Origin of the sequence: Geofilum rhodophaeum (genome assembly GCF_002210225.1) — a bacterium.
GTDB lineage: Bacteria > Bacteroidota > Bacteroidia > Bacteroidales > Marinilabiliaceae > Geofilum > Geofilum rhodophaeum.
Window position 1 is genome coordinate 87,147 of sequence record NZ_MWUJ01000001.1, and the last position, 14,306, is coordinate 101,452.

Here is a 14,306-nt window from a genome sequence, read left to right on the forward strand (position 1 = left end):
CCGGTTTAGTATGAAACGAGCTTCTTTAAAGTCGATAGCCGCCCGGGCAGGGGTATCTAAAACCACCGCCTCTTTTGTCCTCAATGGAAAAGGCAACCAGCACAAAATAAGTAAAAGCACGCAGCAGCGCATTCTCCGTACGGCTGAAGAGCTGGACTATCGGCCCAGTTTTTTAGCGCAGACCCTGAGCAGCGGCATTACGCACACCCTTGGATTCATTTGGGACCGGGAGCAGGCCGCCCACCTACTTCCCCATTTAATGGATGGTTTGGAAAGAGTTCAGTACCGCGTGCTGCCCGGGAAGGCCGTCGGATCGGCCGAAAAGACCAGGCTTATCGAGGACTTTATGCTGCGACAGACCGACGCCATTGTAGCCTTCGACGACGAAGAGTCAGCTCAGTGGAGCCGGGTACTGAAAGAAAGTGAAATTCCGCTCTTACTCATCCCCTCACTTACCCAACCCTCCGGACTGGGACAACAGTCCACCCTCCTTCCCCAACTTTTCAATCTCTTATTACAGCATCATTTTCAACACCACCGGAAAGCCATTGGCTACATCGGACTGTCGGACACTTCCCCGGAACCGGCCAAAGTGTTTCAGGAGGCCTACCTCCAACGCTTTGGCATGAACGGTCATTTGCTGCAATGCCTTTCGAACAGCAAGGAACTGCCCGAGGCCTTGCACCGTTTGGCCGACAAACAGACCAAAGCGGTTATCTTTGAAAACCCGAAACTGCTTTTGGAAGCACTGGTCTATCTGAAAGGACACCCATACGAAAGCCTCAGCAGCATGGCCTTTTCTACGCTGGGCTGTTCGCCGCGCTTCGAATGGGCCCAACCCCAGGTCAGTGCTGCCGATCTGGATTATTCGCACCTGGCCCAAAACATAAGCGCCTGGATCAAAGGCAGGCCCAAACCAACATCAAAGATTCAGGTGCTGCCTGCAAGCTGCCGCCTGTATACCTGAAACAAACGGCAGCTTAAAAAACATTGCGCAAACAATCACCATTCTGCATCCGGCGCTCTATCCATCAAAATATCGCTGCGCAAGCCCTCCTCCAGCTCAATGTCTTTCAGAGGAAAGTCGCCCATCACCAGTACCCCGCTGTAACGCCCTTTAACAAGTATCGGTTTGGCATTGGACTTGTCTTTCAGCTTCAGCCCACCGGCGTACAGCTCAAACACATCATCCATCACCATGGCGCGTTCTTTAGAGCTCACAGCAACATTATTCATATGGAGGTTTTTCACCCGCTCCAATCGAATGCCCTCCTCAGCATTAACAACTTCAATATTTTCCAGGTAGATGTCTTCCAGCCATTTCTCGGGTAAACCAATCAGAACAATTGCTTTAGGTACGCCATCGATTTTTATATTGCGGATATCAATATTTCGTACCAAGGGAGCTACCCCAACTCCTGAGCCCTGATAAAAGGTGTTGAAATTTAAAGCCTCATAAGTAATGTCTTTCAACGTGATGTCCCGCACATAAATATTTTCGGTCGCGTTACCCCGGCCGCGTGCGGTTTTGAATCGAATACCCCGATCACAGCGCTCAAAATGTGCATCGTGCACATACACATTGCGGATACCTCCTGAGGTTTCGCTACCAAACACCACGCCACCACTGCCGGTGCGCACATCGTAGGCCGAAAAATTGCGAATAAGCACATTTTCCGTCGGCCTATTTATTTCCAGGCCTTCCTCATTAAAACCGGACTTCAGTACGATGGCGTCGTCACCGGTCTCCAGATGGTTGTACTCCAACAAAATATCGCTCGACGAATCCACAACAATACCGTCGCCGTTGTGTGAATCGACACTGTTGACCGTAACCCCACGCACAATGGCGCCTGTGGTATAAACCAGATGAATGTTCCACATGGGCCCGTTTCGAAGCGTAACATCTTCTACCAAAACATCTTCTGACTCCCAGAAAACCATGAAATTTGGACGCATACCTTCGCTGCCCGACCCCTTTCCAAAATTGGTTCTGCGACTCAACGGCATCCTGGTAGCCATTGCCCGTGGCTGAACCGTGCCCCAATCGAGCCAATGCCTGGCTTGACCATCCAGTACACCTTTGCCGGTAATGGCCGCATTTTTTACCCGGTAAGCATAAATTAATGGCGAATAGTTGTAGGCCTCTACGCCCTCATAACGTTGAATAACCACCGGGAGATAGTCTTCCTTATCCTCGCTAAAGAACACCTTGCAGCCCTCTGCAAAATGCAGATTAACATGGCTGAGCAAGTGGATGGGCCCGGTCAGCCATTCTCCAGCTGGCACGATAACCTTTCCCCCTCCACTCCGATGGGCTTCAAGCACCGCGGCATTAATGGCCTCGGTACTTTTAACATGCCGCTGAGGACCAGCTTCCTGAGCACCGAAATCCAGAATGTTAAATTCGCGGTCGGGAAACTCAGGGCGCTGTAATTGCCTTACTTCAAAAGGGGCCTCCATGGGTGCTATTTCATAAGGCACTTCCTGAACGCCTCTTAATTGGGCATGGAGACTCCCAGTCATCACAACCAAAGCCAAACTCCAAACAATTCTCAAGCAACACTTCATAATTGATGTTTTTTTATCCATTAACAGCACAACTGCAAAACAAATTGCGATCGCCCCAGGCATCGTCGACCCGTCCCACACTCAGCCAAAACTTATTATCCTTAACCCACTCCAACGGGAAAGCGGCTTTCTCACGCCCATAGACATGTTGCCAATCGTCGGCTACAAGCTCTTCCTGAGTGTGCGGAGCATTCTTTAGTACATTGTCCTCCCTGTTGGCCACCCCTTCTTCCAATTCACAAATTTCACGCCGAATACTGCGCATAGCCGCAACGAAACGATCCAACTCGGCCTTGCTCTCACTTTCGGTAGGTTCTATCATCAGGGTCCCGTGTACCGGAAACGACAAAGTCGGCGCATGATAGCCATAATCCATCAACCGCTTGGCAATATCCACCTCACTTATCCCTGTGGCCGCTTTCAAATGCCTGCACTCCAGAATCAATTCATGAGCAACACGGCCCTTTTCTCCCCGGTACAAAATTCCATAATCTTTTTCCAGGGCCTCAGCCAAATAATTGGCATTCAGAATGGCTGTTTTAGAAGCCAGAGTGAGTCCCTCAGCCCCCATCATTTTGATGTAACCATAAGTAATGGGCAAAACGCCTGCACTGCCCCAGGGGGCAGCAGCCACGGTTAAGATGGCCGGCCGCCGGTTGTCAATTACGGGGTGCCCCGGCAAAAAGTCGACCAAATGCGAGGCTACGGCTATAGGCCCAACACCTGGTCCGCCCCCACCATGCGGAATGGCAAAAGTCTTATGTAAATTCAAATGACAAACATCCGCTCCTATAAAACCGGGACTGGTCAATCCCACCTGGGCATTCATATTGGCCCCATCCATATAAACCTGCCCCCCGTAGGTATGGACCAGCTCACACAACTCTTTTATGGAGGCTTCAAAAACACCATGGGTAGAGGGGTAGGTAACCATTACACAAGCCAGGCGTTCCTTATACTCGTCAGCTTTCAGTCGCAAGTCGGCCATATCAATATTTCCACGCTCGTCACAAGCCACTACCACCACTTGCAGACCGGCCATCACTGCGCTGGCGGGATTGGTTCCGTGGGCGGAGGCGGGAATCAGTGCCACATCCCGCTGAGGCTGACCCTGGTGTTCGTGCCAGGCACGAATCACCATCAAACCGGCATATTCGCCATTGGCTCCGGAGTTGGGCTGGAGACTCACATCGGCAAAGCCGGTAATCTCAGCCAAATCGGCCCGCAACTCAGCCATCATTTCGTGGTAGCCCTGAGCCTGATCAAGCGGCACGAAGGGATGTAAGGCAGCAAACTCAGGCCAGCTGATGGCAAACATTTCGCTGGCGGCATTCAATTTCATGGTGCAGGAACCCAAAGAGATCATGGAATGGGCCAGAGAGATATCCTTGCGCTCCAAGCGCTTTATGTAGCGCATCATTTCTGTTTCGGAACGGTAACGCAAAAAGACCTCCTGCTGCATAAAATCGGTCTTACGCAGCAAATTTGCGGGCAACTTAAGCTGTTCCTTCAATTCCAGTTGGGGCGACTCCGCCCCGATGCAATCCGCCACCAGGGTCAGCAGATCTTTCACATCCTGAGCCGTGGTGGTTTCGTCGAGACTGATGCCAAATTGGCTGACCCCGGTATAAAGCAGGTTGATGCCGCGCGAAAGGGCCATACTCCGCAATTTTTCGGTAGAAGGTCCTTTGGGCAAGCGATAATGTAAGGTGTCGAAAAACACGGGATTCAGTCGTGTCAAGCCGATCTGCTCGAGGCCTTCGGACAAAGATCCGGCATAAGCATGAATCCTGCTGGCCATGCTGCGCAGACCATCGGGTCCGTGATACACAGCATAAAACCCGGCCATGGTGGCCAAGAGTGCCTGCGCCGTACATATATTGGATGTGGCCTTTTCGCGCTTAATGTGTTGCTCCCTGGTTTGCAGCGCCATGCGAAGCGCCGGTTTGCCGTGCACATCGCGACTCACGCCAATGATGCGACCGGGGAGTTGGCGTTTTAATTCTTCACGAACGGCAAAAAAGGCGGCATGGGGACCGCCATAGGCCATGGGCACACCCATGCGCTGTGCGGAGCCCACTACAATATCTGCCCCCCATTCACCGGGGGGACAAACCAAAGTTAAGGCAAGTAAATCGGTGGCCACGGCCACCTTGCCTCCTGCTGCATGCACGAACTCCACCAGCGAGCGTCTGTCGTCCAGGCAACCACTGGCATCGGGATACTGTAACAACACACCAAAGTGCCGGTCCTTTTCAAAAACCAAGTCCCCTTCGGAAGCAAACTCAAGATGAATCCCCAAGCCCAAAGCGCGGGTCTCCAAAACCGCCCGGGTTTGCGGCCAAACGGAGGCCTGTACCAAAAGGGTATCAACACCCGCCTTTTGTTGGTCTTTACTACGTGCGTTGAACATTAAAATCATGGCCTCAGCTGCTGCTGTGGCCTCATCGAGCAGACTGGCATTGGCCAGCGGCATGCCGGTAAGTTCGCAAACCATGGTCTGAAAATTAAGCAGTGCTTCGAGTCGCCCCTGCGATATTTCAGCCTGATAGGGGGTATAGGAAGTGTACCACACCGGGTTTTCCAAAACGTTACGCAGGATTACCGAGGGGGTATGCGTGCCATAATAACCCATCCCGATATAGGTCTTCATGACCTTATTTTTTGAGGCCAACTCGCGCATACGCTGCAAAAAAGCAGCTTCGCTTAGCCCTTCACCCAAATTTAAAGGTGCAGACAAACGTATGGAAGCCGGCAGGGTCTGGTCCAGCAATTGGTCCAGCGTTTCCACTCCCAGTGTTTTCAACATCTCCTGGATGTCGTCGGGACGGGGACCAATATGGCGTTGCGCAAAAGAATCGAGGGACATAGGCAGCAAAATGAGGTTAAACGATGGTAAAATTCAATGCTTGAATATACAAAAAAACCCAACAATCACGCTGCAAAAACCAAGACCTGCACCAAGCCTGCAATATTCATATCTTATTTATTGCTGTTTAAGCAACAGGTCTCGAAAACCTATGAATAAAGCAGGCCATAGCCTACAAATAAGGATTCCCTGCTCTTTCTGCACCAATGGTGGTGTGGGGACCGTGCCCTGGATACACTTTTACCTCATCGGGGAGCACCATCAACTTTTGTTGAATGCCGGTAATCAGCTGCTCATGGTTGCCGCCGGGCAAGTCGGTGCGCCCCACACTGCCTTGAAATAAAACATCCCCACCAATCAACTGCCGGGTTTCCGGATGATAAAAAACCACGCTGCCGGGCGAATGTCCTGGTACATGCAGTATCTGCAGCTCGGTTTCACCAAAACGCAGCACATCGCCTTCGTTTAAAACCACCTTGGGCATGGGCGGATTGGCACTGACCTGAATGCCAAAATTCAAGGCGTATTCCTTATGCTGCTCCACCATAAAAAAATCATCGGCATGCGCCGCTACCTCCAAACCATAAGTCTCTGCCACATAACGGGTGCCAAACACATGATCGAGATGCAAATGAGTCTGAATAAGCTTTACGGGCTTCAGTTGCAGCGCTTCAAGCGCAGCAGTCAGCTGCTGCTCCTCTCCGGCATCCAACATCCCCGGATCCACGATGGCGCATTCGCCTGAATTGTCGTACAGCAAATAGGTATTCTCCTGAAAAGGATTAAATGTCAATGTTTTTACTTGCATATCTGTTTTTCTAAAATAACACGCTTCCCAGCTTTTGGTTGCAGACAGCTTCTTACTGACGCACGATTCCGCCCAGCATAGGCACAAATGCACATTCGCCATAGGCTTCCTGCTCAAAATCAGTCTCACTCAAACGACGAATACGGGTCATCGTCTGCACTTTCGCTCCCAGGGGCACCACCATAAGTCCACCCACTTTAAGCTGCCGCAAGAGCTCTTGCGGCAAGGCTGCTGCCCCGGCGGTTACCAGTATGCCATCAAAAGGGGCTTCTTGAGGCAATCCCTCGTAGCCATCGCCCAAAAACAACTTAATGCTTTTATAACCCAACTGCTGCAAGAGCTGACGGGTAGAAGTATAAAGGGCGGACTGCCGCTCAATACTGAACAATTCAACACCCAACTCGGCCAAAACGGCAGACTGATAGCCAGATCCGGTGCCGACTTCAAGAATCCGCTGCCCCTCACGGGTACTGAGCAAGGCCGATTGCCGTGCTACGGTAGAGGGCTGAGAGATGGTTTGTCCTGCCCCTATGGGAAAAGCAACATCTTTATAGGCAAATTGCCCAAAAGAACGCTCCAAAAACAAGTGCCGGGGCACCCGCTGCATGGCTTCCCACACGCGCTCATTTCCTGCACCCTTGCGCCGCAGCTCCTGAACCAGACGGGCACGAAGCCCCTGTTGTCTGAAATCATCCTGTATCATCCGTGCAAAGATAGAATCCCCCGGAATACTAAGCAACCAAAACCATCGTTCTACGTAAATAGCCACCAAGCCAAATTCATATTGCAGATATTTACCCCTTTAGTCGAATGTTGTCTACCCGTTTTCTAAAACGCAAATTACCCGGCCTGATTGCCGTTTTGCTGGATTTTGGTCTCATTGTTGTATTTCTGTACAGCTTTGCCTCCATCTTATCCATTACCGGCTTAAGAGTTATTTTGGGTGCCTTGCCCTTGCTGTCGCCGGAAGTAAGCGCAGCTTTTTTGCTGACGGTGCTTTTTGCCGCCGGCGGCAGCTATCAAACCAATACGGCCTCCATTGGCGAACTGTCGCTCAAACGGCCCTTTGTTATATTGGCGGTATTGTACACCTGGGTGTTTGTATTTCTTTCCCTCGAGGAAGAGTGGCTGACCTCCTTCCCCCGCTTCCTCCTGAAGTTTCTCATCATCATCTGCATCTTTTGGTCTACACTCGCGCTGCAGCGTTTCCTCCTACACCTCACATTAAGCCACTTGGTAAAGAGAGGCTGGTTGCAGCACAACTTATTGCTGGTGTTTCACAAAACTCCGGCATCGGCCTATCTGAAAGAAATCCTGCGCTACACAAAAGTCAACAATCTCAACGTAGCGGGCTATTGCTGTTCAAAAAGGGACGATTGCGCCATTATTCAGGACCTTCCCTGGCTGGGGAGCTTTGAACAGGCGCACGAAGTCGTTCAAAACCAAGCCATCGACGAAGTCATCATCCTGAATCACTCACACAAAACCCGAAAAACAGAACAGCTGCTGGCACAACTGGATACCCGCGAAGTGTTGGTGCGTTTGGCACCCTGGAGCTTTGAAGGAAGCGGGGATGCCGGAGGCAGTCTCACTGCCTCCCCCCTCACAGCACTTGCTGTTCGTGCCCAACAAGCCACGCTGCTCTACCGCCTCTTCAAACGCCTGTTCGATATACTGGCTGCACTTCCGGGACTGGTCTTTTTCCTGCTCAGTTTCCCCGTCTTAGCCTGGCTCATAAAAAAAAGTTCCAAGGGGCCGGTTTTGTACCGGCAGGAAAGGTGGGGTAAAAATAAGCGCCCCTTTACCCTGTACAAGTTCCGCACGATGTATACCAATTCAGAAGAACAGGGGCCGCAACTGGCCGCTCCCGATCACGACCTGCGCATAACCCCTGTTGGCCACTTTATTCGAAGAACCCATCTCGATGAGCTCCCTCAATTTTGGAATGTACTTAAAGGCGACATGTCGCTGATTGGCCCTCGACCTGAACGCGAATATTTTGCCAAACAGCTCGAGAAGATTCTGCCCTATTATCCATTCATCAACAGCATTAAACCGGGCATTACCTCTCTGGCCATGGTCAAATATGGTTACGCACACAACCTGGAGGAGATGGCCGAAAGAGCCATCTACGACCTCGTGTACCTGAACAAACAATCACTGGCCACCGATGTCCAGATATTGTACCAAACGCTGCTGTACTTACTCAAAAAGCTCTTTGCCAGCAAGCAATAAAGCCATCTATCGGTAAAACTTATGACTTTCAATCCTCCCGCTGGCTGTCTGTATGCGCAACAAGTAAAGACCGGGAAAAAGACTGGAAGTAGGGACGCTCAGGCTTAAACCCTGGGCTTCGCCTTGCAAGACCATACGCCCCTGCAAATCAAAAATCACCCAACTCTTCAGGCTTGTGTTACTTCGCACATGAAGCAGCTCCGAGGCCGGATTGGGAAATACCCTGGAGACTACCGTTTCAGCGGCACTTAAGCCGCCCACCGTAGACACATAACCAAAACCGACCATCTCCTTAGAAGAGAACAACAAAAACTCACCCGGCTCAAGCCGTATCTGCATATCAACATCGCTTACATCCAGAGTAGTTCCCTCAAAATGATTGTACCACAATCCTGTTGAAGAAAATCCGGGGCTTACGTTTTGAGGTATTACATCGAAATTGCCTACCAAACGAACCTGATTGTCCACGCCATCCAGAGCTATGCGCTTTACGGCAGTCCCCACATTTAAACTGTAGTTTTCGGCAGCAAACACCGGCTCGTTTTTCTTCAGATCAATCATGGCCGCATAGACTTGCCACAAACCTTTTCGTTCATCTACCTGCAAATAATTCCACATCGGCGGTTTGCGAGCAAGGCGTCCGCCCTCGTCAATACTGATGTCGTAGCCCAACTCACCAAACTGCCATATCATTTTGGGTCCGGGAACTGCAAACAAAAATGCAGCCGCAGCCTGATGACGCTTCATTGACGCATCGAGCTCGCGGACCGAGTAGCTGCCTTCGACCATACCATAAGTCTTTGACCTGTAGCTCACCCGCTCTTCATCGTGACTCTCCATGTAAGCCACCAAATGAGGCTGCGTCCAATTTCTACTCAGGTAAGAAGACCAGGACAGATCGGATTTTCCGCCATCGTGATAGCCCATTACGGCCTCTGAAAAATTGTGATTCATATTGCCCCAAAGCAAAATCCCGTAATCGGCCAGCTCCTTCTCTTCAACATTATCGCTCAGATGCTCGAAAATAACCAAAGCATCGTCCTTGTAATTCCACACCGTGTTGGCCATCCGTTTAAGAAGGGCTATTCGGGAGGCATCGTAGGCACTGGCCCAGGAAGTAGGACTGTAGGTGGTATTGGTAAAGCCCTTGGTGAAATCAAAGCGGAATCCGTCAATCCGAAACTCGTCCATCCAAAAAGTCAGGATACTGTCGACCAGGGCCTGGGTATGCACACTTTCGTGATTAAAATCGTAGCCCCACTGAGCATCCGGATTCTGCATGTTGTGGTTCTGGTTGTACCAGGGATTATCCGCAGCGGGCTTTCCGTCTTCAAAATACATCTGAAGCAAGGGCGACTGGCTGTACGAATGATTCAGAACAACATCCATAATCACCACCATGCCGCGTTCGTGGCAGGCATCAATAAAGGCTTTATAATCGTTTTGGGTGCCATAAGCCTTGTCGGTGGCAAAAAAGAAAGAAGGATTATAACCCCAGCTGTCGTTGCCCTCGAACTCATTAAAAGGCATCAACTCAATGGCATTAACCCCCAAACGCTGTAAATAATCAAGCGTGTCGCTTACCGTTTTAATGTCGCCATTATCGGTAAAATCTCGAATCAGCAGCTCATAAACCACCAGCTTGTCGGCCTCTGGCATTTGAGCACCTTCGGCCTTCCAGGTATAGACTGCAGGAGCAGTATTTAAGACAGACGCCAATCCCGTTGTGTGTTCTGCCGGGAACGCTTTCAGGTTGGGATAAACCCGCTCAGGAATGTAACGGTCGTTCCACTGATCCAACACCTTGTTGGTATAGGGGTCGGCCAGGGCCAACTCCCCGTCGATGTAATACTGATAAGCGTACTCCACGCCGGGCTCAAGGCCGGTTACGGTCAACCAAAAATAGTCGCCATCTTTTTTCATCTGTGCGCCGGCTTCCGGAGCCCAGTTGTTAAAATCGCCCAGGGCATAAATGTACTCCTTACCGGGGGCAAACAAGACCAGTGTGGCGGTCGTTTCATCCACTACGTTAACCCCTCTGCGCAGACCGGCAGGCTTTGTTTCCTCGCTTACCGCCTCCCGAATGTAAAAGGTAAGGGTTTCCGAAACCACTTCACTGCCCAACCAGGCCTCCAAACGCAATTCATGCGCGCCCGACAAGGGGGCATTAAAGTTGTGTGTGAGCGACAATTCGCTGGTCTCCTTTACCAAATCGTTGTTCAGATACAAGCGCAGGCCATCGGCATTGAGGCCGCTACCGGCCACCTGAATCGCCTCTCCAGGTAAATACAGGGACTTATCGGATGGCTGGGTAAACAGGGCCGTCAGGCCCTCTTTAAATACATCAACAAAAATGTCGGTACCGCCAACATCCTTCCCTTCCTTCCACGCACCGGCCACTTGGGTGGCGCTGCGAAACACAAAGGTCATTTTCAGGATGTCCTCTCCCTCGGGCACCCCATAAAAACTACGAATATCGGGACCCAGTTCCAATTCATAAAGATCGGTTTCGATGCGGGTCAAACGGGCCTTCTCAACATTTTCGTCCCACTCGGCCACCACGTATTTCCAATCCGAATTACTTGTACTCTCTGAGGTAATTACCCCGGTATGGGCGTAAACTTCCCCGGTATAGCCCATGAGCCCTTTAGTGCCCTCATCGGCCCTAAAAACGATGGTCACCGCTTCACTATCGACCGGGATGCTTGGCACAGAAACCACCACCTGGGCCTTCAGCAGTACGCCCATCAAAAGAAGCATTAATAAAAAGTATATCTTTTGCATAGCAATCTAAAAATAATTAAATCCCACTAATGGCACTTATAAACACCAAAACCCTTCTAATAAAGGGTAAAAAGAAAAGAGATACAGCCCGAAGGCTGTATCTCCTGGTTTAAATTAAACTTACTCATTCAAGGTAATGGAGCCTTCTCCGGTCCACGGGTCCAGGGTAAGTGTGTAATTACCTGCATCGGCAATCACCATATTGGCTCCGCCCGGGGTAAGGGCCGGCCAATCTCCTCCAAAATTAACGGCCCAGTCGGCATTGGCCCTAAATTTAACTTCGCCGGCCACCAGGTCTGCTGTGACTGTGAAAACCTCAGCTTCAGCGTCCCAGGACATGAAGGTATCGGCATCCCAGCCGCCGGGAGTGGCATTTCCAATTATTCCCCACCGGTTGGCACTGTAGGTGAATTCATGCGGGGTACTCAAGTCCAGGGTGATGGCATAATCACCTTCCACTTCAACAGGGATATTGGAACCATCGAAGCGCAGATTTCCGTCCGCCTCATCACTTCCGTAATTGTAACTCCAGCTGTCGTTGGCCCTAAACTTAAATTCCCCTACCGTCATAGCAAAAGTACCCTTCAGCACATTAAGATCGGCTTCGTAAGCCAGTGCTGTTTGACCATCCCATCCACCGGGAGTAGCGTTTCCAATAATGCCCCAGTTCATTTTTATGAGGGAATAGCTCATATCGGTGAGATTAGCCGTAATATAATACAAGCCATCTTCAGCTACCGGAATGTTTTCACCCGGGTTGGTCAGATTTCCTGCACCATCGTCACCGAAAGTGGTCTCATCGGCCCAACTTCCCAACACTTCGATGAATTTAATTTCACCGGCGGTCAGGTAGATGTAGCCATCGGCTAGTCCTTCGCTGGTCTCTGTGCTGATGATGAAGGGCACCACAGCCCCTTCTTCGTTGGTCCAACCGTTGTAGTTACCCACCACATACAATTGGGTAATATCGGCCAGGGTTTTGAAAGTCATGGTCTCCCCAAAAGCAGTCCCCTTGCTGTTGGTAGCAAAAGCACGAACGTAGTAAGTGGTGCTCAGTTCCAGGCCTTCCAAAACATATGAAAACTCATCTCCCTCAGCGGCCATCATATCTACCACATTGTCGCTCAAGCCCGGCTCATCGGTGAGTCCCCATACAAAACCGCGTGCCGTAACATCGGCACCACCATCGTAAGATGTTGCTCCGTGAAGTGTAGCTGTTGTTTTGCCTACAGCGGTAACATCTCCCGTTTCCACTTCCGGCCAAAGCACCTCTGTGGTCCATTCCATAGCCTCACCATATCCAACTCCCCCGCCATTTATGGCATAGGCACGCACATAGTAAGTCGTGTTACCGAGCAGCTCTTTTATTTTACCGGCATACTCGCCCAAGCCACCCTCGTCATCGGCAACTTTTTGGCCGGTTTCAACGGTAGGATCTTCCGTGGTCGCATAAACCACACCGCGCTCGGTTATTTCACCACGACCTGCATCGGTAGCTTCAGCGCTAAAGGCAGCACTGTCGCCCTCTTCGTAAACCAGACTATTGATTTCAACCATAGGGACCCGCGGCAAGGTGGTAAAAGTCAACTGCTCGCCATACACCACACCTCCGGGATAGATTCCGTAGGCACGCGCATAATAAGTGCGGGCATAATCCAATTCGGTCAAAGTCACCGTAAAGGCAGCTTTGCTGCGCTCTCCCTCGTAAATAACCTTGTCGCCGGATTCAAGCGTAGGCTCTTCCGTAAGGGCATACACAATACCCACCTCGGTGAGCGCTTCATTCCTGGCCACAATATAACCCTCCACCTCAGCGGTATAGGCCGTTACATTCTGGTTCTGAGTGGTGCTCATATCGGCATCCAGTCTGACATCCGCGATGTCTTCGGTACAAGCTGCCAGGGCAGCTGCAAATGCAGCTACCAGGGCAAATTTCTTATACAAACTATTTAGTTTCATATTTCTTGTTTTTCAGTCGGTTCAACAATACTTTCCCCCTAATTCTGAGTAATCACCGCAGAACCGGTTGCGTCGTTCACAATGGTAAGGGTAATGGTATAATTACCCGCAGTAACAGGAATGTTTTCACCACCCTGTACCAGGTTACCCAAGTCCTTATCATCACCAAACCCAAGGTTCCAAGCCCAACCATCGTTCTTACGGAACTTAATTTCACCATCTACCAAATCGGCAGTAATGTACCAGGTTCCACTTTGTGCATCGTAGTCCATTTTAGTGTCTGGCGCATCCCAGCCATTAGGCGTTGCATTACCAACCAGGCCAATCATGTAGGCATCCAGAGAATAGCTGTTCTCGTTTAAATCAACCACCATATAGTAGTAACCATCGCCACCCGGGGTAATGGCTGCGCCATCGGCAGCTAAAGCTCCGGCAGTAAGGCCATACTCGGTTTCGGTGTCAGGATTGTAGAGAGTAAAAGAATGATCAGCAGAGAGCTTTACAAAACCCTTATAAACACCATCTCCCAGGGCGGATTCCACTTTCTGATCCACACCGGAGCCCAGCAAATCGAGGCGAGGCAAACCATAGGCAAATACCCCGGCTGGTCTCACAGAAGAAATGTACTGAAAAGTATTGCTTCCGGTTCCTGGGGCACCTGTTCCGCCATCTACCACCAAAACGGCACGCAAACGGAACTCGGCATCGGACACCAGATCGGCAGCAAACTTACGCAGCAAAATGGTATTCAATTCACTCACAGTCATACTGATCACCTCTCCCTGAACGCCATTATAAACAACCAGGGGGTTGGCAAAATCATTCCCGCTGGCATCCACCTCCAGGAAATAGCGCGCCGAAGCTTCAAATCCGGCATCCACGGGAGAGCATTCGAACTCCAGTATTTCATTGCCCTGATCGCGGCTCAACATCAGATCGGGTAAGACATCAATGCTGGGGGCAACAGGATTCTCTTTCATGAAAATCTGATCCTCATCCTTTTCGCAGGAGGACAGTAAAGCCACCAGACCAAACAAGGCGATATATTTCAAAAAATTAGCTTTCATATATTCAATTTTT

The 14,306-nt window shown here is 50.6% G+C and carries 9 protein-coding genes; 2 read left to right on the forward strand and 7 right to left on the reverse strand.

Annotated features, from left to right (window positions below):
- Positions 1–10: 10 nt before the first annotated feature.
- Positions 11–967, forward strand: coding sequence for a LacI family DNA-binding transcriptional regulator (locus B4W65_RS00345; RefSeq protein WP_088653122.1), 957 nt, complete (start codon positions 11–13; stop codon positions 965–967).
- Positions 968–1,002: 35 nt separating this feature from the next.
- On the opposite strand, the gene B4W65_RS00350 is transcribed toward B4W65_RS00345, so the two are convergent.
- The 4 genes from B4W65_RS00350 to B4W65_RS00365 all read right to left on the reverse strand — a co-directional run bounded on the left by B4W65_RS00350 (position 1,003) and on the right by B4W65_RS00365 (position 6,951).
- Entirely contained in the window at positions 1,003–2,571 is a 1,569-nt protein-coding gene (locus B4W65_RS00350) for a glycoside hydrolase family 28 protein (RefSeq protein ID WP_240509431.1), read from the reverse strand.
- Positions 2,572–2,584: 13 nt separating this feature from the next.
- The gene (gene gcvP, locus B4W65_RS00355) at positions 2,585–5,440 is read right to left on the reverse strand and encodes an aminomethyl-transferring glycine dehydrogenase (RefSeq protein ID WP_088653504.1); all 2,856 of its coding nucleotides are present in this window, start codon (positions 5,438–5,440) and stop codon (positions 2,585–2,587) included.
- Between the two features lie 172 nt (positions 5,441–5,612).
- On the reverse strand, positions 5,613–6,248 hold the full coding sequence (locus B4W65_RS00360) for an MBL fold metallo-hydrolase (RefSeq protein WP_088653124.1): 636 nt from the start codon (positions 6,246–6,248) through the stop codon (positions 5,613–5,615).
- A gap of 52 nt (positions 6,249–6,300) precedes the next feature.
- Complete coding sequence (locus B4W65_RS00365; RefSeq protein ID WP_088653505.1) at positions 6,301–6,951, reverse strand: protein-L-isoaspartate(D-aspartate) O-methyltransferase; 651 nt, start codon at positions 6,949–6,951, stop codon at positions 6,301–6,303.
- A 107-nt stretch (positions 6,952–7,058) separates the two neighbouring features.
- On the opposite strand from B4W65_RS00365, the gene B4W65_RS00370 reads away from it, so the two are divergent.
- Entirely contained in the window at positions 7,059–8,483 is a 1,425-nt protein-coding gene (locus B4W65_RS00370; protein ID WP_088653125.1) for an exopolysaccharide biosynthesis polyprenyl glycosylphosphotransferase, read from the forward strand.
- A 6-nt stretch (positions 8,484–8,489) separates the two neighbouring features.
- Here B4W65_RS00370 and B4W65_RS00375 read toward each other — a convergent pair whose 3' ends face one another.
- From B4W65_RS00375 to B4W65_RS00385, 3 genes are all read right to left on the reverse strand, one after another.
- Positions 8,490–11,267: an alpha-amylase family glycosyl hydrolase gene (locus tag B4W65_RS00375; protein ID WP_088653126.1), complete on the reverse strand. Its 2,778-nt coding sequence runs from the start codon at positions 11,265–11,267 to the stop codon at positions 8,490–8,492.
- A gap of 120 nt (positions 11,268–11,387) precedes the next feature.
- On the reverse strand, positions 11,388–13,226 hold the full coding sequence (locus tag B4W65_RS00380) for a SusF/SusE family outer membrane protein (protein WP_088653127.1): 1,839 nt from the start codon (positions 13,224–13,226) through the stop codon (positions 11,388–11,390).
- 38 nt (positions 13,227–13,264) lie between these two features.
- Complete coding sequence (locus B4W65_RS00385) at positions 13,265–14,293, reverse strand: SusE domain-containing protein (protein ID WP_088653128.1); 1,029 nt, start codon at positions 14,291–14,293, stop codon at positions 13,265–13,267.
- Positions 14,294–14,306: the final 13 nt, after the last annotated feature.

Excerpts from the sequence above, each read along its gene's own strand:
- B4W65_RS00385 (WP_088653128.1), bottom strand. The coding sequence starts at position 14,293 with ATGAAAGCTAATTTTTTGAAATATATCGCCTTGTTTGGTCTGGTGGCT.
- gcvP (WP_088653504.1), bottom strand. The coding sequence starts at position 5,440 with ATGTCCCTCGATTCTTTTGCGCAACGCCATATTGGTCCCCGTCCCGAC.
- B4W65_RS00350 (WP_240509431.1), bottom strand. The coding sequence starts at position 2,571 with ATGAAGTGTTGCTTGAGAATTGTTTGGAGTTTGGCTTTGGTTGTGATG.
- B4W65_RS00375 (WP_088653126.1), bottom strand. The coding sequence starts at position 11,267 with ATGCAAAAGATATACTTTTTATTAATGCTTCTTTTGATGGGCGTACTG.
- B4W65_RS00360 (WP_088653124.1), bottom strand. The coding sequence starts at position 6,248 with ATGCAAGTAAAAACATTGACATTTAATCCTTTTCAGGAGAATACCTAT.
- B4W65_RS00380 (WP_088653127.1), bottom strand. The coding sequence starts at position 13,226 with ATGAAACTAAATAGTTTGTATAAGAAATTTGCCCTGGTAGCTGCATTT.
- B4W65_RS00365 (WP_088653505.1), bottom strand. The coding sequence starts at position 6,951 with ATGATACAGGATGATTTCAGACAACAGGGGCTTCGTGCCCGTCTGGTT.
- B4W65_RS00345 (WP_088653122.1), top strand. The coding sequence starts at position 11 with ATGAAACGAGCTTCTTTAAAGTCGATAGCCGCCCGGGCAGGGGTATCT.
- B4W65_RS00370 (WP_088653125.1), top strand. The coding sequence starts at position 7,059 with ATGTTGTCTACCCGTTTTCTAAAACGCAAATTACCCGGCCTGATTGCC.